Consider the following 17,892-nt stretch of genomic DNA (forward strand, 5'->3'; position numbering starts at 1 on the left):
GTTTGCCGATGGTGATGCTTCCCCTGCAGCAATGCTCTTTTCAGATTATTGCGGGGGAACCATTCGTTCCTGTTGATTATCGAAAGAAGAGGTGCACGTATGACCCGATTTCTAACAGGCAAGGTCACGCAATACATTTTCGTTATTTTTATTATGCTGACATTGAACTTCCTCCTTCCTCGCCTGATGCCAGGGAGTCCCCTCGCGTATATAGCTGGGGAAGACATCATGCTTATGACAACGGAAGAGAAGGAGGCTATTTTAGAGGCACACGGTTTGAATAAGTCACTCTTGGAGCAATACTTCATCTATTTGGGGAATATGGCGACGATGGATTTTGGCTACTCCTATCAGCAAAAGATGCCGATTACGCAGTTGATCTCGGAACGGTTGCCCTGGACACTTCTTTTAACAGGAATGAATTTAGTGATTTCCACTTTGCTAGGAGTCATTTTCGGAACGATATCTGCGTGGAAGTGGGGAAAAAGAAGTGACGTCAGTCTTCTGACTATCTTTATGTTTTTAAGCGCGATGCCGTCCTTTTGGCTGGGCATGATTCTCGTAGCGATTTTTGCAGCACAATGGGGACTCTTCCCAATCTTTGGGGCGCAGACGGCATGGAGCAATCTGACCGGCATCGACAGGATTACGGACATTGCCCATCATCTCGTATTGCCGCTGGTAACGCTCGTATTGATTACCGTTACGACGACCTATATGACGATGCGTTATTCGATGCTGAACGTGCTGGGCGAGGATTACATTATGATGGCAAGAGCCAAAGGCGTCAAAGAAAAAATGATCAAATACCGGCATGCCATGCGAAATGCGTTACTCCCTGTAGCTACAGTCTTTATGCTCAGTCTGGGTAATATTTTTGGAGGGGCGACTGTGATCGAGACTGTGTTTGCCTATCCCGGTATCGGCAGACTGATGTTTGAGGCCGTCTTAAGCAGGGACTATCCCGTGATACAGGCTGCATTTCTTATTATTACGCTGAGCGTCGTCATCGCCAACTTCCTGGCAGACATCGTATACCCGATTCTCGATCCAAAGGTGGGAAGGAACAATGGATAAAGGCAAATGGCTGCAGTACTGGACCATCTTTCAATCGAGTCGCCTCGGGGCAATTGGTACCATCATCCTTCTCCTGTTTGTGATCGTGGCACTAGCAGCACCTTTCGTAGCACCTTTTGACCCGGATGAACGTGTCGCCGCGCCATTTCTTCCGCCAGGCGGAGATTATTTACTCGGTACCAATGATGTCGGACAAGACATCTTTAGCGAACTCATATACGGCTCGCGAATCTCATTAACGATTGGTATTTTGGCGGCGTTACTTTCTATCTTGCTTGGCTCTCTTGTGGGGATCGTTGCCGGTTACTTCGGGGGAAAGATCGACTCTGCCTTAATGAGGCTGGTAGATTTAGTCCTTGTTGTGCCTTTTTTACCTTTGATGATCTTGCTTGCGGCGTTTATCGGTCCGAGCTTTTGGAATCTCATATTCGTCATTACCGTATTGACCTGGGCATCTCCTGCCAGGGTGGTTCGCTCACAGGTCCTGACGATAAAAACGAAAGGGTTCGTGGAGGCTGCTCGATCGATTGGCAGCAGTGTTCCTACTGTGATGTTTCGGCACATTTTGCCGGGGGTCGTTCCCATCGCTTTATCGCAATTCATTATGGCTGCGAGCAATGCCATCTTGCTGGAGGCTTCCCTCAGTTTCTTGGGGTTGGGCGATCCCTTGAATAAGAGCTGGGGTACGACTCTGTATTATGCGCAGGCGAGAAGCGCATTTTTAACGGATGCATGGCTATGGTGGATCCTGCCCCCAGGCGTATTAATCACTGCACTCGTGATCGGCTTTGCTTTTGCCGGCTACTCTCTGGAACAAATCTTTAATCCTCGACTGCGGAAAGGGTGACTCTCCATGAATAAAGTACTCGTCGTAGAAAATTTGCACACACACTTTTTTACGGCAAATGGTGTGGTAGAAGCGGTTGAGGATGTCAGCTTTCACCTGGAGAAGGGCGAAATGCTGGGGCTGATCGGGGAGTCTGGCTGCGGGAAGTCCACCGTAATTCAATCCATTCTGCGATTGCTCGAGTACCCAGGTAAGGTCATAAGTGGGAAAGCCATGCTGGGTGGCGTCGATTTATTGCAGGCACCCGTAGAGCAAATTGAAAAGCTTCGCTGGAAAGCGATTTCCGTCATTCCCCAAAGCGCGATGAATGCATTAAATCCAGTGTTTACGGTCGGGGAACAAATCATTGAGGCGATCTTGTTACATGAAAAAATATCGATGGAAGAGGCGATCCAACGAACGGAGAAACTGTTGGAAATGGTCGGGATTCCAAAGCAAAGGCGCAAATCGTATCCGCATGAATTCAGCGGAGGAATGAAGCAGCGTGTAGCGATTGCGATGGCGTTAGCCTGTAATCCGCAGGTCGTCATCTCAGATGAATCGACGACCGGGCTGGATGTTTTGACCCAAGCACAAGTCATTGCGATTATCAAGGATTTGCAACGATCGATGGACCTGTCGATTATCCTCATTTCTCACGACTTGCCGATGGTTACAGCGATCTGTGAACGGATCGCCATTATGTACGCGGGCAAGATAGTGGAATGGGGGACAACCGAGCAATTGCTTCGCAACCCAAGGCATCCTTACTCACAAGGCTTACTCGCTGCCACGCCAGATATTAATGACCCAAACAAAGAGTGCACGTCGATTCCGGGGACAGTGCCGTTACTCATTAACCCGCCAAAAGGGTGCAGATTTCATACGAGATGCCAGCATGCGCAAGAAAGATGCAAGGTAGAGTTACCTCCACCACGAGAAGTGGAAGAGGGGCATTTTGTATCCTGTTTTGTAGGAGGGTAGTACATGGCCTATACACAAAAGTCTCAATCGAACGATGATTTGGTGACGGTGCAAAACCTGGTCAAACGCTTCGAAAAGAAGCAGGGAGCGTTTTTTCGTAGCAAAAAGACGACGGTCTATGCGGTAAACAATGTGAATTTCTCGATTAAAAAAGGGGAGATTCTCGGGATCATTGGGGAGAGCGGGTGTGGAAAAACAACGACCGCCCGAATGGTTATGCGACTCACCAAAGAGTCCTCAGGCAAGATTCTTTTTGATGGGCAAGACCTATGTCAATTGGGGGAGCGGGCAGTACGAGGAATTCGAAAAGAAATGCAAATGATTTTTCAAGACCCGTACGATTCATTAAATCCGGGTATGACCATTCTTGAGATTTTGATGGAGCCACTCCATGCACATAACAAAGAAAGTACATTTGAAGCGAAGAGAGAACAGGTCATTCAAATTCTCAATCATATCGAGCTACGACCAGCCGAAAGCTTCCTGCAGCGATATCCGCATCAGCTGAGCGGGGGACAGCGGCAAAGGATCGCCATTGCTCGTGCGCTCATTTTAAAGCCGAAATTCGTAGCTGCCGACGAGCCGACTTCCATGCTGGATGTGTCTGTCAGAATGGGTGTTTTACAGCTTTTAAAATCGTTGAAAGAGGAAATGGGTCTGACGATGCTGTTCATCACCCATGACCTCTCGACAGCTGCCTACATGTGTGATCGAATCGCGGTTATGTATCAAGGAAATATCGTCGAAATCGGACCGACGCATGAGATTCTATATAATCCGTCTCACCCTTATACACGCGCGCTCGTTGCCGTAGTTTCCGATCTTAATCATTTCCTCAAACATAGACAAGAGTTGATCTTAGACGGGGAAGTACAGAACGAAGGAATACAAACGGGATGTCCTTTTCTTGTCCGTTGTCCGCACCAGGTTGACAACTGCCAGAAGACTGTACCCATGCTAGAGCGAATCTCGTCAGACCACTATGTGTCTTGTATCCATCACCACGGGGAAAATGAGAGCTCAGCGGCTGCAAATAGGCATGCAAACTAGAGTATTAGTGAGCCCTCTCGACAGAAGTCAGGGGGTTTTATCATTTGATTTGTCCTATTTTTCTTACGTGGGACATACTTTACAAATGAGGAAATATACTCGGGGGTGGTATCTTGAGCGCGGTGTATCAGGTCCTGATCTACGTCGTTTTCGCATACGTTTGCTTCACTTGGTTTATTTGGCGGCGAAGGGATCGAATCGATCATATGCAAGGCATGATGAGCACGATGTCTGTCAGCATGATGATTGGTCTGATCGGTGGATTGATCCTGGGAGACGTTTATAGAGGAGACCTGTATGTATCAACGATGTGGGGAATGCTGGCAGGTGGGCTATCTGGTTTTCTGATCGGAATTCCTTTGTCGATTCTGAGTATTGTGGAAGGAATCTTATCGGGCGTCATGGGGGGGATGATGGGTGCCATGCTAGGCGAGATGGTTCCCGGTGAAAAAGTAGAGCCGCTCCTGTTTGTTTTCGTTATGCTTTATACCGTATGTATGCTTCTCGTAGCCAAGCTGATTGATTCGAACCAAAAAGATACGAAGTGGTCGCAGTACTTCCATCATCCGGGTACACCAGCTGTTTTGCTGCTGGCCGTATTCTTCTGGTTTCAATCATTACCGTTTCCTGCCTCGTCGCTTTCGGCAGGTGATCGGACGTCAGCCATAAGTCTCACAGCCGTCGACTTTTCCTATAAACCGAATCAATTTACGGTGAAAAAAAATACCGAGATCAAAGTCGTCTTTCAAAATGACGGCAATGTGGAGCACGATATCGAGGTTGTATCACATGGAAAAATCGTGACCGTTTCGGAATCAACCACGGAGCATCAACATGGAGCCAAGACGGAGGGCGTCGTTCATTTGCACGCCAAACCAGGAGAGTCCGTGCAAACGGTGTGGAAGGCATTAGAGGAAGGCACCTATGAGTTTTATTGTACGATCCCTGGCCACAAAGAAAGTGGCATGATGGGGACCTTGCAAGTGACGGGATAACTTTCTTCATATTTTCCTCACATCCTTCCTGTAAAATAAATGAAAAGGAAGGACAATTCGGAGGAGAAGCATGGATTGGTATTCGTATTTGTATCAATATGGAGCATGGATCAGTAAGCCGTTTTCCGATATGTATTATGGAATGGGCGAGCAAGCACCGTTGATTGGGGCATTGTTGCTTGGTATCGTTGGGGCATTTGCACCGTGCCAGCTATCAGGGAATGTAGCTGCTTTTACAGTGTTCGGGAAAAATGTCGTCGTCAAAGGTGGATTGCGTGGTCATGTGTGGATGTTCATCCTTGGCAAAGCAGTCGTTTATTCCGCTTTAGGTGCAATCGTATTTGCTTTTGGCGAACAGCTCTCTACACAAGCGATTCCCTTATTTCAATGGGCGAGAAAATTATTAGCGCCAATGTTTATTCTAATTGGATTGTTCTTAATCGGGTGGATTCGCCTGCCCTTTTTACATACACAATCAATCGAGGAAAAGATGAAGCGGTTTTCAGAGCGATTTGAAGGGAAGACGCAGTCCTTTTTGCTGGGCGTTGCCTTTTCACTCGGTTTTTGTCCGACGATGTTTTGGCTCTTCTTTGGGCTGACAATGCCCTTGATGTTCGCCAGCTCTTTCGGACCTGTTGTTCCGACTGTGTTTGCTCTTGGTACTGCGCTGCCGCTGCTCATCGTTTTGTTACTGGTAGCTGTAGTAAGTGATAGCCCCTCTATCATGAAGAAAACGAGGAAATTAGGTGCAGCAACGCAAAAATTAGCAGGGATCGTATTTGTCCTTCTCGGTATTTCAGACTTTTTGGCTTTTTGGTAAGTAAGCAACTAGATACAAAACATAGAGGTGAAGAAAATGAGGAAGATATGGATAGCGAGCTCGCTGTTAGTCGTACTAGCTGTTGTTGCCTTTGTATTTTGGAACCCGAAGACTTTGCAAATCATTGATTCAAACCAGTTGACACAATGGATGACGGATGAAAAAGACATGGTGATTGTGGACCTGCGCGAGCCTGAATTGTTCGAAAAAGGCAGAGTACCCAATGCCATCAATATTCCTTTTGCAGAAATCAATGAGAAATATATGACGATCCCCAAAGACAAGAAAGTCGTATTCGTCTGTCATACCGGAAGAATGGGAGTGGAGAGCGGGAATCTTCTTCTTGATAATGGCTACAAAGACGTAGCGAACCTGGATGGTGGCATGGCAAAATGGTCTGGACAGGTGGAATCGTAAAGATAATGATTGACCGCTTTCCTTTAGGGAGAGCGGTTTTCTTTATTTGGGGGCATCAATCACGCCTACTGGGTGGGCAGCATAAAGTAGTCATGAAGAAGCGAAATTGCAAGATGGAGGAGGATATTGGCATTGCATTCGCAAACACGCGACTATTATCCCTACGTTGGTCCCTTCGATCCTTGTCCGCCGATTCGGGTAAAGACGTACCAGGTGCCCCCTCAATTGTTCATGACATTTCAGCCGGAGAACTTGCCGCAATACAGCCCGATGGAAGCGTTGAAATTAGGTACATTATGGCCGGCACTTTTTAGTCCCTATGATCCCAGACTGAGTCATTTAGGGAGGAGGGGCTCTCATGACAGCTGAAAATAGATTTGGCGACAAGCAATATTACGCGTTGCTTGAACAGCTCCAAGCGATCGATTTTGTGCTGGTAGAGCTCAGCCTCTATTTAGATACGCATCCGACCGATCAGAATGCGCTCCAACAGTTTAACGATTTAACCGAGCAGCGTTGGGTTTTAGCAAATGAATATGAGAAATTGTACGGGCCTCTGCAAAATCTTGGCCGCAGCTATTCAGGCTATCCGTGGCAGTGGAATGATGATCCATGGCCTTGGCAAGTGTAGAAGAGAGGGATAACGAAACCGATGTGGATCTATGAAAAAAAACTGCAGTATCCGGTTCGTGTCAGTAAGTGTGATGTAAGAATGGCGAAATATTTAATCGAGCAATACGGAGGGGCAGATGGAGAGCTGGCCGCCGCTCTGCGCTATATGAACCAGCGATATACGATCCCGAATAAAGTGGTCGGATTGTTGACAGATATCGCTACCGAAGAGTTCGCGCATCTCGAGATGATTGCCACCATGGTGTATAAGCTGACCAAAGACGCGACGGTCGAAGAGCTGAAGGAAGCGGGACTGGGTGACCATTACGCCAATCATGATCGGGCTCTCTTTTACAACAATGCCAGTGGTGTGCCATGGACGGCTGCCTATATCGCTGCCAAGGGCGATCCAATCGCCGACCTGTACGAGGATATCGCCGCCGAAGAAAAAGCTCGCGCTACGTATCAATGGCTTATCGACATGACGGATGATGTTGATTTGCAGGATAGCTTGAAGTTTTTGCGGGAGCGGGAAGTCGTTCACTCCATGCGTTTTCGAGAGGCTGTAGAGATATTGAAGGAAGAGCGGGATGCGAAGAAAATATTTTGATAGCAAAAAGAGAGCCGGTAAGCTCTCTTTTTTTCTTTCACACATCCATAATAATCGGCAGGATCATGGGTCTGCGCTTTGTTTTGGCATACACAAATTTCCCAATCGATTCCCTGATTCCTTGCTTCAAGCGGTTCCACTGACTCACATTGGCTTCCTGCAAATTGGTGATCACTTCGGAAGCAATGCGAGTCGCTTCTTCCAACAGACCCTCTGATTCGGGAGCATGGATGAAGCCGCGGGAAATCAGGTCTGGCCCTGATAAAATCTTGCCGTCGGTTTTGCTTCGCGTCACCACAACCACGAGAATCCCATCTTCGGAAAGATGCTTTCGATCCCGTAATATTCCATTCCCGACATCACCAATGCCTAATCCATCCACCAAGGTATTTCCAGCAGGGATTTTTCTTTCCTGCACCGCTACACCATCCTGAATATCCACGACATCACCGTTATTCACAATAAAAATGGATTCGAAATCAACGCCGATGGACTCAGCCAACAGGCGATGTTGATGGAGCATCCGATACTCACCGTGAATGGGGATAAAGAATTGCGGTTTCATGAGAGTGAGCATGAGCTTCAACTCTTCTTGGAAGCCATGACCGGACACATGCATGCCTGTCCCAGAGCCATAGATAACGTTTGCACCCATGATAAACAAGTTGTCGACGATGCGTGCTACATTCCGTTCGTTCCCTGGAATGGGAGAAGAAGAGAGGATGACCGTATCGCCGCGTTCTACTTTCACGTGCCGATACCCGGAGGTCGACAATCGAGATAAAGCGGCCATGGGTTCGCCTTGACTTCCGGTGCAGAGGACAGCGACACGAGATGGGTCGAGCTCGTTCACTTCTTCTATCTCCACCAGCATGTCTTCCGGGATATGTAAATAGCCTTGCTCCGATGCGATTTTGACCACATTGACCATACTTCGGCCCAGTAAAGCAAGCTTTCGATTCGTCGCTTGTACGGCATCAATGACTTGCTGCAAGCGGTATACATTGGAAGCGAACGTGGAGACAAAAATTTTCTGCTGTGCTTTTCCAAAGGCCTCCAACAGACGATCGCCGACATGTTTTTCCGATGGCGTAAAACCCGGACGCTCGGCATTCGTACTCTCCGACAATAACGCTAATACACCCTTCTGGCCGATTTCAGCCATCCTGTGCAAATCGGGTGATTGCTTATGGACAGGAGTTAAATCAAATTTAAAATCTCCGGTATGGACAATAGAACCTGCTTTTGTCTCAAATACGACACCCAAGCAATCCGGAATGCTATGATTCGTTTGAAAAAAGCTGATCGTGAGTGATCCTAATGAAATGGTAGAGTGACGATCGATGGAGATGAGCGTTGTTTGATGCAGCAGATCATGCTCCTTCAGCTTTAGTTCAATAAGGCCCAAGGTTAACCGGGTACCGTAAACAGGGACGTTCAATTGTCGTAAAAAATACGGAATGCCCCCGATGTGATCCTCATGACCGTGCGTGACGATCAAGGCTCGGACTTTTTCCTGATTTTCTAATAGATAACTAATGTCCGGTATGATCAGATCAATTCCTAAATAACTTTCATCCGGGAACTTCGAGCCACAATCAATGAGAACAATATCATCCCCGTATTGAATCCCGTACATGTTTTTGCCGATTTCATATACGCCTCCTAATGCAAAGATAGAAAGAGTCTCATTCCGTGTATTCATATGTAGCCAATGACCTCCCTACAGGATCTTGTGGTTAATCTTACCGATGGAAAAGCTGATTATGTATGGCGTGAAGGTTCTATCAGGTAGGAAACTGGATGAATGAACCAATCAGGAGTCGGGCACACTGGGGTAAGACTCATTTTGGAAGGGAGTAGCTCCGGTGAAAACAAAAAAATTTCTTTTCCGATTGTTTCTGTTGATTGCGATTGCGGCTGGTGTGGAATGGTTTGTGTACGCGAATCAACAGGCACAAACCGAAGTGGCAGCAGAAGAGTCACACGCTCATCAAGCAGCGCCGACACTGGCTGTGACGCATACCCTTGAAAAAGATGATTTGCAGCTCAAAATCGCCGTCACGAACTTCTCTTTTTCCCTTGAAAATATGGGGAAGGAAAACAAACACGGAGAAGGTCATGTTCATCTCTACCTCGACGGCAAAAAGATAGCGAAAGTATTTGAGTCTAGCTATGTCATGAAGGACATCCCGACTGGCAAGCATGAGGTCAAGGTAGAATTGGCTCATAATAACCACGATTCGTATGGCGTTTCAGAGAGCTTTTCCATAGAGGTAAAGCCCTGACAAACGAGGTTACCTGTTGGTAAGAAGGAAAAAAGCCGACTTCGAAACGCCTTGTGGCATTCGAACTGTCGGCTTTTTTGTAGGCTAGCGCATATGCACACTAACTTTTGCTTGCTGGTCTGGCAGGGCGATGACCAGTGTCGGATAGCTGATCACTTGGGTTTTCATCGAACCGGCAGCTGGTGCTTGTACACGAACGTGGACGGCGAAGGCATGAGGGCCTGTCCGCTTGACTTGATCCGCTACTAAACGATATCCTCCTGTAGGGCGCTGTCCAGCACCTACGACTACATATGATTTTCCATTGGCACGAACAATGGTGTGTCCGCCATTTTTACGAACCTTCTTTAATGCTTCCTGCACGGCAGGAGGATAAGGAGCTGCCACTGCCTCGTAGGAAGCGTCTGTCTGTACAGCCTCTTTCGCCACAGGCGCAGATACGGTAGGATGTTGAGGTGACAAGACTTGCGTACCCGTTAATGCCAAGGTTGCAGACAACAGCAAACCAGGAAATACTTGTATCATGTATACCCCTCCCAATTGTAAAAGTAATGAATCGAACAACATATAAACCGAGGTGACAGGCGTGCGTGTGAAGGATTCGCTGGAATACCTGTCCGAATCAACGCGACAAGCGATTCTACAAGAACAAACCAAACGATATAAGATTGCCGAAGAGCAAGAATTATCATCGAGATTATTGGACCCTGATTTCATCGATCAAGTATGGGAACAGGCAGATGACTTGGAACGAGCCGTTATCCGGCTTTTCGTAACCAGTGCGACGAGAGGCTTTTTTAGCAAGCGAGCTTGGGAACGTGAAACTGCGAAAGAGCACAGACATCTGTCGGTCGGCTTGACGAAATTGCGGCGACTTGGACTGATTTTGACTGTACGTAAAATGTGGAGTGAAATTGGCTATTTGATGCCGCAAGAGGTTCGTGAGCAGCTGACGAATCAATTGCTCCCGGAAGACTCCCGAGCTTTTGTTACTCTTTCAAAAACGCTCCCTTATTATATATCAGCAGGCAGAGGGATACATCTGGATCTTTTTGGGCTTTTGTTGTTTGTTCGAGACAACCAGATTCCGATTACGCAAAAAGGAAGTATCCATCGCAGGATGTCGCAAAAAATGCTGCCGCAGCTATCCCTGACTGACGAGCATGTGAAAGGAATCGTGATCCCTCCCCTCGGTCAGGAACGTAGAGAGGGCTTATCCTTGACTATTGCTCTTGATATCGCGCTGCGGCTGGGCTTGGTACACAGGGACGAGCGCGAACTTGTGATCGACCCGTATCGAACCAAGCAATGGCTGCAGCAGCCGCAACACGTACGGTGGGAAGAGATGTATCAGCTCGTGATTGAACAGTTTTTGCCTCATGGGGACTGGTGGGAGTTTTTTGTTCAGCTGATGAGACAGGCTCCATTAGAGCAGTGGTGTTCCATTCGTGAGCAATTGAGCATGCTAAAAGATGTGGGATTCATTTTACCCGAAAATGCGGACGCGGTGATCGTAGAGCAATGGCTGCATTTGCTGTTAGGCTTGGGCTGGGTTCAGCTCGGAATGGATGAAGAGCAAGAGCTTTATTGGCGGTGGAGCAGCTTGCCGCGATTATCATCGGAGGAAGGCTGGTTTGTTGATCCGACAGGTGCGATCACGATCCCTCCACTCGTGCCGCTTCAGGATGTATGGGAAATCAGCAGATTTTGCCAGCTTCAATTCGATGGGCAATTGATTCGCGGGGAATTGCAAGCACGGCTCTTGCAAACGTATTTGGCGCAAGGAGGGACAGAAGAGCAGATCGTGGAAAAGCTGCGAGCCTCCTGTGCTCATCCGTTGCCTGAGGGCTTGATTGAGGTCGTAAGCCAATGGGCCAAAACAGCCAAGCAGATTCAATTGGAGCCGTACTTCCTCGTGCGGACGGCACATGCTGGGTTTCTGGAGGAATGGCGTGATATTCCAGACTTTCTTCCATTTCTTACACAAGTCATATCGCCGACTGCGTTTTTGATTTCGTTCTCGCAGGAAAAAGAGTTGGTCAATTTACTCCGTCACTTTGGCTACGAGCCGCAAGTACTGTCACATGTTGCTAGCTCGGGTAAAGAGCTCGGACAGCAAAAAAACAGTCAGGCGGGGAATAAAGGGCTGCTTCTTATTGAACGGCCATGGGACGGATATGCCATTGAAAACACGTTCCCCGAGCAAAGTGAAGCTATGCCGCAAATCGCGGCACTACCCAAAATGTGGACGAAGCATTTCCAATCGTATCATCCGCAATCGATGCGGGATTTGTTCAAGCGAGCAATGGAGTTAAAGCTCGAGGTTGAGATTCAGCAAAGTGGTAATGAAAAGCAGCGGGGGCTGCCGACAGAGGTACGGCTGGAAATGGGGTACTGGATGGTTACGCTTGCTGGTCAAGGTGGAAAACAGTGTTACCGACTAGACAATATCGAGCGAGTGCGCATTGTAGTGCCCGAATATCTGTACTAAGGGTGTGCATCGTGATACAATCAGGAAGGACGCAAGCTTTTAAAGCTTTACGGCGAAAGGAGGTCTCGCTCTATGGAAACATTGGAAGCTGTGGATATGACGCAGTTGATAATGGAGTCTCATGAGCTCTCTACGATGATTAACCAGTCGCGCGAGGTCTCGCAATATTTGGAGGCCAAACGCCAAATGGAGGCAGATGAGGAAGTACAGCGTCTGCTCGTCGTATTCGAGGCTAAGAAGGAACAGTACGAAGATGTGCAACGGTTCGGGAAGTATCACCCGGATTACAATCATATATCCAAAGAAGTACGGGAACTGAAGCGAAACATTGAACTACGGGATTCCGTACAGGCTTTCAAGCGTGCAGAGGATGCCTTGGATGAACTCTTGTACCAGGTGAGCAGAACGATTGCTCATTCCGTATCGAATACGATCAAGGTACCGAGCAATAATCCATTTTTAGAGGCGCAGGGAAGTGGCTGCGGAACAGGTGGAAGCTGCGGATGCAGTACGAAAAAGCCATCGTAATTCACGCCTAATCAAGACGACTTTTCACGCAGCAGAAAACAGTCTTCGCAAAGGTTGCCACAGCAAAATTGCTTTTCGTCAGGTACGCGAAAGCGGAAGCGATACACATGCTGCGTATCATCAGAACGCACGTAAATGCATTCTGGTTTTAATTTGGTGTCAGTGGTCAGGCGCTCTCCTGTCTCCATGAGCTGCTTAGTCAGCAAAGGGGCAGGGAGCGTACTGCATACATAGAAAAAGCGCTGGCCTGCATATGTTCGCCAACTGCTATTGGTCACGATTTTTTCTCGGTGAAGCGCTTCCTCGAATTGATGATAAAACGTAGCCAGCATTAGACCACGATTCCTTTCTGTAATAGCCTTTCATTAGTAAGTATACCATGATTGGGAAGGAGACCAACGGCAAAACATGAGAGAGCGACGTCTTGGGGTCGCCGTGTGGGTAAAAAACACGCGTGCCGCCAAAAATTTACGCAAATTTGGCACCATTCATTACATCTCCAAGCGGTTAAATTACGTTTCGATGTATGTGGATGCCAATTTATTGGACGAAACGATTCGCATAATGGAAAAGCTGCATTTCGTAACGAAAATCGAACGTTCTCATCGCCATGAGATCCCGGTAGAGTACAACAATGCGCGACCAGATAAGGCGAAGGAATACGATTATAAACAAGAAAAGAACCAGGTAATGGCACTAGCAGAGACGATGATGACAGAAGAAGGAAGCCAAGCGACCGTTGGTTCGACATAAGTTGTTATCAAGCTGCCATTTTTCGGCAGCTTTTTTCCTTTTGTTAGACTTGTGTACATGGTATGCTAAAATGAAGAAAACGAGAAGCCACGCGTATGAATGCGTTTTCAAATGACGATAGATGGTGAAGGAAAGGTGGGCATACATGATTCAGCTGGATATTAACTGCGACATGGCAGAGGGCTTCAGCAGAGGCCGACAATCAGAGGACTTGGGGATTATGAAATGGATCACCTCCGTCAACATTGCTTGCGGATTGCATGCAGGTGATCCACATATTATTTGCAGAACGATCGAAGCCGCACTTAAGCACAATGTGAAAATAGGGGCACATCCCGGTTATGCAGACATTCAAGGCTTCGGACGTCGCTCGATGAATCTGTCTGTCAATGAAGTGTATGAGCTGGTGCTGTATCAAGTAGCAGCATTGGCTGGTACGACAAAGGCACTAGGAGGGGAGCTCCACCACGTGAAATTGCATGGTGCCCTCTATAACGAAGCAGCAGAGCGACCAGAGCTTGCCGAAGCGGTAGTTCAGGCGATTGCGGACATTGATGAAGAGCTGATTCTCTATGCACTGTCTGGCAGCAAGCTCGTTGAGGCAGGCTTGGAACATGGCTTGCAAGTAGCAGAAGAAGTATTTGCAGAGCGTGCCTACCTGCCAAATGGTCGCTTAGCCCCACGTGATCTGGAAGGAAGCGTGCTGATCAGCAAGGAAGAGCGCATGGAGCAGACGCGCCAGCTCGTTTTAAAACAACGAGTGAAGACGGTCAACGGAGAGCACATCGACTTGGCTGCCGATACGCTATGCGTCCATCACGAGAGCCATGACGTATTGCAGTTCCTGGGCGAAGTGCATAAATGGGCAAAGCAAAATGATGTAAAAATCGAACCAATTACCGCTCGATAATAATAAAGCCATACAGCAATGCCATCCCTTTTAACGGGAAATGGACGTTGCTGTATGGCTTTTTTCGTGTTTTCGCTCCATGATTCTGCCGTTTTCTATCATCAGAATCACATCAGCCAGCTTCTCTGCCTCTTCTCGATCGTGTGTGACCAAGAGAAAAGGAATATTCCACATAGCGTGAAGGCGAAGTATTTCATCCTGGCATTGCATCCTCGTATCAGCATCCAACGCAGACAAAGGCTCGTCTAAAAGCATGATCGCAGGCTCTGTTGCGAGCGCACGCACGAGAGCGACCCTTTGCTTTTGTCCCCCAGATAATTGGTGAGGGTATTTTTGCAGATGTTGATCGATTCCTACCGTGGACAGCAATGGTTCCAAATTCAGCTCATGACCCTTTTTTAAGCCATAGCGAATATTTTGTTCGACCGTCATGTGAGGAAAGAGCGCATAATCCTGGAACAAGTATCCGATGTTGCGCTTTTGCACAGGGAGTGGTTTCTGTCCCTCCCGATAAAAGACGTGCTCGTTTAGCTGGATGACACCAGTATCAGGATGGATGAGACCTGCAATACTGTTTAATATCGTTGTTTTGCCAGAGCCGGAAGGTCCGAACAACACAACAATTTCTTTTTGTACCGAAAAGGAAACATCCAATAAAAAATCAGGCAAACGCTTCTGAATGTCAACTGTGAGCATTTACTATTCACCTGCCTTATTTTTGATTGGCGTACCTGCGCACATTACGACGACTCCACCAATTCAGCCAAAGAGTCGTTCCCATACCCAAGGAAACTATGATGATAACCCAGAACAGTGCCTTGTCCATTTGACCAGCCTCGACGGCAAAATAAATGGCAACGGGAATCGTATCGGTTTTTCCAGGGATGTAGCCTGCCAGCATGAGGGTGGCACCGAACTCCCCTAAACCACGGGCAAAAGAAAGAACAAACCCAGCCAATAGGCCAGGCCAAGCCAACGGAAAGCTAACGGTCCAGAATAGTCGCCATTCGGAAGCGCCCATCGTACGGGCGGCATTCTCCAAACGACGATCAACTCCTGTGAAGGCTGCCACTGCGCTCTGATACATCAACGGAAACGAAACGACAATAGAGGCAATGACCGCTCCTGTCAGCGTAAAGACGACGGTAATGTTAAACCATTCTTGCAATAGCTTGCCGAGAAACCCGTTCTTTCCGAAAAGCATCAACAATCCAAAGCCGACAACGGTGGGCGGGAGAACAAGCGGAAGCAAAAAAAAGGACTCCAGCACATTTTTCCCCCAAAAATCCTTTTGTGTCATCCATCTGGCTGCAACCATCCCGAGGACGAATACAAAGGAGGTGGAGAGCGCAGCTACTTTTAGAGAGAGCATCAAAGGAGTAAGATTTGTTTCGATCACGCTTGCCACCTCCGCTTTGATCATGATTGGGCTCACCGAAAACGAGCGTTAGCTTCGGTTCGGTGGGTAATGATTATTGAAATCCGTACTTCTGTAAGATCACTTTTCCTTTGTCGCTTGTCAAGTAGGTAAGGAAAGCTTTTGCAGCATCTGGATTCTTCGATGCGCTAACCACTGCACCTGGATAAACAATGGGCTTGTGCCATTCCGGCTTGGCTGTCGCCAATATCTTTACCTTTTTTGAGGCAGCAGCATCACTGGAATAAACGATACCTACTTCAGCGTTACCTGATTCCACGAAGGTCAATACTTGACGGACGTCGCTCCCAAACACCATTTGTGTCGACAACGACTCCCACATTTTCAGTGAATCCAATGTTTCCTTGGCATATCGTCCTGCTGGAACTGTCTCCGGTTCACCAACGGCAATATGCTTGATAGCGGTGTTGTTTAGCTCTTCAAAAGAAGTGATGGCAACAGGGCTCGTGCTTCCAGTAACGAGAACGAGGGAGTTTCCGGTGAAATCCTGACGTGTGTCCTTGACGATCAGCTGCTTTTCCTCGAGACCATCCATATCTTTTTTACTTGCAGACAAGAATACGTCAGAGGGAGCGCCTTGCGTAATTTGTGTCGCGAGTTTGCCGGAGCCTCCGAAGTTAAAGGTGAGGTCAATTCCCGGGTTGTCAGCTTCGTATTGGGTTTTTAATTCATTCAAGGCATCAGTCAAACTGGCAGCTGCAGAAATCGTGAGATCAATCTTAGCTGCTGCTGTTACTGTAGGCACACTTGCCTGCGGAGCCGTTTGCGTAGTCGAGCACGCGGTGAGTATCAAGCAAAATGCTGCCCATAGAGCAAACCAGTGCTTCTTCATAAAAAAGACCTCCATGATTATGTTTAGTTATAATTAAATATAACTGGATATAACTAGATTATATTGATTCATAATGAATAATCAATTGCGATTTTACGAAACTTGATTGAAAATATAGCAAAGGAGATAACGGAGGCGGGACATGAGTCAACAAAATTCTTATACGACCGAAGAGATAGCAAAAATTTTACGTATTTCCAAGCTGACGGTATACGATCTGATTAAAAAAGGAGAGCTGCCTGCCTATCGCGTTGGTCGGCAAATGCGTGTCGACGAAAGCGATCTCGAAGCCTACAAGGCAAAGGCGAAGGGCGAGTATAGACAAGCCTCAGCGGTTAGTATTCCGCCGACAGGACAAGCTCAGCAGCCCGAAGGACATGAGCCAGCTGGTACAGGTCGTACTATTATTATCAGTGGACAGGATGTCAGCCTGGATTTGCTCTCTGGTCATTTGGAGAAAAAGGATCAAGCATATAGACCGCTACGCTCCTATGTAGGTTCTCTGAATAGCCTCGTGGCCATGTATATGGGTAAGGCGGATATTGTCAGTACGCATTTGTACGATGGCGATACGAACGAATACAACATCCCGTATATTCGCCGTATTATGTGCGGGCATCGCTTTGTTGTCGTGAACATGCTGTCGCGGTGGGCTGGATTCTACGTTCAGGCAGGTAATCCGAAGCAGATCAAAGCATGGGGAGATTTTACCAAGCCGGGCATTCGAATGGTCAATCGGGAAAAAGGATCGGGTGCACGTACGTTAATTGAGGAGCAGTTTCGACTGGCAGGAATTGTGGGGAGCCAAGTGATAGGATACGATCGGGAAGAGTCGAATCACCTTGCAGTAGCAGGGGTAGTGGCACGACGCGAGGCAGACGTCGGAGTTGGGATTGAAAAGGCAGCCTCACTCGTAGGCGTAGAGTTTGTGCCAACTGTTCGCGAGCGCTATGACCTCGTCCTGTTGAAAAACAAGGAAAACGAACCACTCATTCAAGCTGTTCTTGAAGTGCTCGGATCGCAGCCTTTTCAAAAGGAATTGGAAGCAGTTGGGGGCTATGATCTTAGCCAGACCGGAAAAATTATGTACGAAACGTGGTAATAGCTAAAGAAAGCTGCCAATCATTACGATAAAATGAGTGGCGGCTTTTTTTCGTTTTCTCTACCGAATCTCCTGAATTTCTACTCAGTTTGACATATATTTGCTACAATGAAAAAATAGATTGCGCCTGCCGCCGGGCGATTGATTATATGGGGGCTG

22 protein-coding genes are annotated in these 17,892 nt (G+C 47.6%); 16 read left to right on the forward strand and 6 right to left on the reverse strand.

What is annotated here, in order from left to right:
* Positions 1-99: 99 nt before the first annotated feature.
* The 10 genes from AB1L17_RS04740 to AB1L17_RS04785 all read left to right on the forward strand — a co-directional run bounded on the left by AB1L17_RS04740 (position 100) and on the right by AB1L17_RS04785 (position 7,391).
* The gene (locus AB1L17_RS04740; RefSeq protein ID WP_412843482.1) at positions 100-1,077 is read left to right on the forward strand and encodes an ABC transporter permease; all 978 of its coding nucleotides are present in this window, start codon (positions 100-102) and stop codon (positions 1,075-1,077) included.
* The gene (locus AB1L17_RS04745; protein ID WP_412843483.1) at positions 1,070-1,924 is read left to right on the forward strand and encodes an ABC transporter permease; all 855 of its coding nucleotides are present in this window, start codon (positions 1,070-1,072) and stop codon (positions 1,922-1,924) included. Before AB1L17_RS04740 ends, AB1L17_RS04745 begins: the two co-directional genes overlap by 8 nt.
* A 6-nt stretch (positions 1,925-1,930) precedes the next feature.
* A complete protein-coding gene (locus AB1L17_RS04750; RefSeq protein WP_412843484.1) occupies positions 1,931-2,887 on the forward strand; it encodes an ABC transporter ATP-binding protein in 957 nt (318 codons plus the stop codon).
* A 3-nt stretch (positions 2,888-2,890) separates the two neighbouring features.
* On the forward strand, positions 2,891-3,937 hold the full coding sequence (locus AB1L17_RS04755) for an ABC transporter ATP-binding protein (protein ID WP_412843485.1): 1,047 nt from the start codon (positions 2,891-2,893) through the stop codon (positions 3,935-3,937).
* A 122-nt stretch (positions 3,938-4,059) separates the two neighbouring features.
* Positions 4,060-4,932, forward strand: coding sequence for a cupredoxin domain-containing protein (locus AB1L17_RS04760; RefSeq protein WP_412843626.1), 873 nt, complete (start codon positions 4,060-4,062; stop codon positions 4,930-4,932).
* 70 nt (positions 4,933-5,002) lie between these two features.
* Complete coding sequence (locus AB1L17_RS04765) at positions 5,003-5,752, forward strand: cytochrome c biogenesis CcdA family protein (protein ID WP_412843486.1); 750 nt, start codon at positions 5,003-5,005, stop codon at positions 5,750-5,752.
* Positions 5,753-5,788: 36 nt separating this feature from the next.
* Positions 5,789-6,169, forward strand: a complete 381-nt coding sequence (locus AB1L17_RS04770) for a rhodanese-like domain-containing protein (RefSeq protein ID WP_412843487.1) — start codon at positions 5,789-5,791, stop codon at positions 6,167-6,169.
* A 132-nt stretch (positions 6,170-6,301) separates the two neighbouring features.
* Positions 6,302-6,538: a spore coat associated protein CotJA gene (locus AB1L17_RS04775; RefSeq protein WP_412843488.1), complete on the forward strand. Its 237-nt coding sequence runs from the start codon at positions 6,302-6,304 to the stop codon at positions 6,536-6,538.
* On the forward strand, positions 6,528-6,800 hold the full coding sequence (locus AB1L17_RS04780) for a spore coat protein CotJB (protein WP_412843489.1): 273 nt from the start codon (positions 6,528-6,530) through the stop codon (positions 6,798-6,800). The genes AB1L17_RS04775 and AB1L17_RS04780 overlap by 11 nt, the downstream gene beginning before the upstream one ends.
* 21 nt (positions 6,801-6,821) lie before the next feature.
* Positions 6,822-7,391, forward strand: a complete 570-nt coding sequence (locus tag AB1L17_RS04785; RefSeq protein WP_007725798.1) for a manganese catalase family protein — start codon at positions 6,822-6,824, stop codon at positions 7,389-7,391.
* A 37-nt stretch (positions 7,392-7,428) separates the two neighbouring features.
* On the opposite strand, the gene AB1L17_RS04790 is transcribed toward AB1L17_RS04785, so the two are convergent.
* Positions 7,429-9,096 (reverse strand): ribonuclease J, encoded by a 1,668-nt coding sequence (locus tag AB1L17_RS04790; RefSeq protein WP_412843490.1) that lies wholly within the window; start codon positions 9,094-9,096, stop codon positions 7,429-7,431.
* A gap of 163 nt (positions 9,097-9,259) precedes the next feature.
* Between AB1L17_RS04790 and AB1L17_RS04795 the strand changes: the two genes are divergently transcribed.
* Positions 9,260-9,679, forward strand: a complete 420-nt coding sequence (locus AB1L17_RS04795) for a thioredoxin domain-containing protein (RefSeq protein WP_412843491.1) — start codon at positions 9,260-9,262, stop codon at positions 9,677-9,679.
* Between the two features lie 84 nt (positions 9,680-9,763).
* Here AB1L17_RS04795 and AB1L17_RS04800 read toward each other — a convergent pair whose 3' ends face one another.
* The gene (locus AB1L17_RS04800) at positions 9,764-10,204 is read right to left on the reverse strand and encodes a protease complex subunit PrcB family protein (protein ID WP_412843492.1); all 441 of its coding nucleotides are present in this window, start codon (positions 10,202-10,204) and stop codon (positions 9,764-9,766) included.
* Between the two features lie 61 nt (positions 10,205-10,265).
* Here AB1L17_RS04800 and AB1L17_RS04805 point away from each other — a divergent pair, with 61 nt between their 5' ends.
* Positions 10,266-12,170, forward strand: a complete 1,905-nt coding sequence (locus AB1L17_RS04805) for a hypothetical protein (RefSeq protein WP_412843493.1) — start codon at positions 10,266-10,268, stop codon at positions 12,168-12,170.
* Positions 12,171-12,242: 72 nt separating this feature from the next.
* Positions 12,243-12,698 carry a YlbF/YmcA family competence regulator gene (locus AB1L17_RS04810; RefSeq protein ID WP_412843494.1) on the forward strand — a complete coding sequence of 152 codons (456 nt, stop codon included), beginning with the start codon at positions 12,243-12,245 and terminating at the stop codon, positions 12,696-12,698.
* Positions 12,699-12,709: 11 nt separating this feature from the next.
* On the opposite strand, the gene AB1L17_RS04815 is transcribed toward AB1L17_RS04810, so the two are convergent.
* Entirely contained in the window at positions 12,710-13,030 is a 321-nt protein-coding gene (locus tag AB1L17_RS04815; RefSeq protein ID WP_412843495.1) for a hypothetical protein, read from the reverse strand.
* Positions 13,031-13,106: 76 nt separating this feature from the next.
* On the opposite strand from AB1L17_RS04815, the gene AB1L17_RS04820 reads away from it, so the two are divergent.
* On the forward strand, positions 13,107-13,451 hold the full coding sequence (locus AB1L17_RS04820; RefSeq protein ID WP_412843496.1) for a YlbG family protein: 345 nt from the start codon (positions 13,107-13,109) through the stop codon (positions 13,449-13,451).
* Between the two features lie 145 nt (positions 13,452-13,596).
* Positions 13,597-14,361 carry a 5-oxoprolinase subunit PxpA gene (locus tag AB1L17_RS04825; RefSeq protein ID WP_412843497.1) on the forward strand — a complete coding sequence of 255 codons (765 nt, stop codon included), beginning with the start codon at positions 13,597-13,599 and terminating at the stop codon, positions 14,359-14,361.
* 30 nt (positions 14,362-14,391) lie between these two features.
* Here AB1L17_RS04825 and AB1L17_RS04830 read toward each other — a convergent pair whose 3' ends face one another.
* From AB1L17_RS04830 to modA, 3 genes are read right to left on the reverse strand one after another with little or no spacing between them, the layout of a single operon-like run.
* Positions 14,392-15,057 carry an ABC transporter ATP-binding protein gene (locus tag AB1L17_RS04830; protein ID WP_412843498.1) on the reverse strand — a complete coding sequence of 222 codons (666 nt, stop codon included), beginning with the start codon at positions 15,055-15,057 and terminating at the stop codon, positions 14,392-14,394.
* A gap of 16 nt (positions 15,058-15,073) precedes the next feature.
* The gene (gene modB, locus AB1L17_RS04835) at positions 15,074-15,784 is read right to left on the reverse strand and encodes a molybdate ABC transporter permease subunit (RefSeq protein WP_412843499.1); all 711 of its coding nucleotides are present in this window, start codon (positions 15,782-15,784) and stop codon (positions 15,074-15,076) included.
* A 49-nt stretch (positions 15,785-15,833) separates the two neighbouring features.
* A complete protein-coding gene (gene modA, locus AB1L17_RS04840; protein ID WP_412843500.1) occupies positions 15,834-16,631 on the reverse strand; it encodes a molybdate ABC transporter substrate-binding protein in 798 nt (265 codons plus the stop codon).
* Between the two features lie 142 nt (positions 16,632-16,773).
* On the opposite strand from modA, the gene AB1L17_RS04845 reads away from it, so the two are divergent.
* Positions 16,774-17,733, forward strand: coding sequence for a substrate-binding domain-containing protein (locus tag AB1L17_RS04845; protein ID WP_412843501.1), 960 nt, complete (start codon positions 16,774-16,776; stop codon positions 17,731-17,733).
* Positions 17,734-17,892 lie beyond the last annotated feature (159 nt).

The sequence above is a fragment of the Brevibacillus jepli genome (genome assembly GCF_047229145.1).
Lineage (GTDB): Bacteria > Bacillota > Bacilli > Brevibacillales > Brevibacillaceae > Brevibacillus.

Excerpts from the sequence above, each read along its gene's own strand:
- AB1L17_RS04800 (WP_412843492.1), bottom strand. The coding sequence starts at position 10,204 with ATGATACAAGTATTTCCTGGTTTGCTGTTGTCTGCAACCTTGGCATTA.
- AB1L17_RS04780 (WP_412843489.1), top strand. The coding sequence starts at position 6,528 with ATGACAGCTGAAAATAGATTTGGCGACAAGCAATATTACGCGTTGCTT.
- AB1L17_RS04845 (WP_412843501.1), top strand. The coding sequence starts at position 16,774 with ATGAGTCAACAAAATTCTTATACGACCGAAGAGATAGCAAAAATTTTA.
- AB1L17_RS04740 (WP_412843482.1), top strand. The coding sequence starts at position 100 with ATGACCCGATTTCTAACAGGCAAGGTCACGCAATACATTTTCGTTATT.
- AB1L17_RS04745 (WP_412843483.1), top strand. The coding sequence starts at position 1,070 with ATGGATAAAGGCAAATGGCTGCAGTACTGGACCATCTTTCAATCGAGT.
- AB1L17_RS04765 (WP_412843486.1), top strand. The coding sequence starts at position 5,003 with ATGGATTGGTATTCGTATTTGTATCAATATGGAGCATGGATCAGTAAG.
- AB1L17_RS04755 (WP_412843485.1), top strand. The coding sequence starts at position 2,891 with ATGGCCTATACACAAAAGTCTCAATCGAACGATGATTTGGTGACGGTG.
- AB1L17_RS04830 (WP_412843498.1), bottom strand. The coding sequence starts at position 15,057 with ATGCTCACAGTTGACATTCAGAAGCGTTTGCCTGATTTTTTATTGGAT.
- AB1L17_RS04810 (WP_412843494.1), top strand. The coding sequence starts at position 12,243 with ATGGAAACATTGGAAGCTGTGGATATGACGCAGTTGATAATGGAGTCT.
- AB1L17_RS04825 (WP_412843497.1), top strand. The coding sequence starts at position 13,597 with ATGATTCAGCTGGATATTAACTGCGACATGGCAGAGGGCTTCAGCAGA.
- AB1L17_RS04770 (WP_412843487.1), top strand. The coding sequence starts at position 5,789 with ATGAGGAAGATATGGATAGCGAGCTCGCTGTTAGTCGTACTAGCTGTT.
- AB1L17_RS04815 (WP_412843495.1), bottom strand. The coding sequence starts at position 13,030 with ATGCTGGCTACGTTTTATCATCAATTCGAGGAAGCGCTTCACCGAGAA.
- modA (WP_412843500.1), bottom strand. The coding sequence starts at position 16,631 with ATGAAGAAGCACTGGTTTGCTCTATGGGCAGCATTTTGCTTGATACTC.
- AB1L17_RS04820 (WP_412843496.1), top strand. The coding sequence starts at position 13,107 with ATGAGAGAGCGACGTCTTGGGGTCGCCGTGTGGGTAAAAAACACGCGT.
- AB1L17_RS04750 (WP_412843484.1), top strand. The coding sequence starts at position 1,931 with ATGAATAAAGTACTCGTCGTAGAAAATTTGCACACACACTTTTTTACG.
- modB (WP_412843499.1), bottom strand. The coding sequence starts at position 15,784 with ATGATCAAAGCGGAGGTGGCAAGCGTGATCGAAACAAATCTTACTCCT.
- AB1L17_RS04785 (WP_007725798.1), top strand. The coding sequence starts at position 6,822 with ATGTGGATCTATGAAAAAAAACTGCAGTATCCGGTTCGTGTCAGTAAG.
- AB1L17_RS04790 (WP_412843490.1), bottom strand. The coding sequence starts at position 9,096 with ATGAATACACGGAATGAGACTCTTTCTATCTTTGCATTAGGAGGCGTA.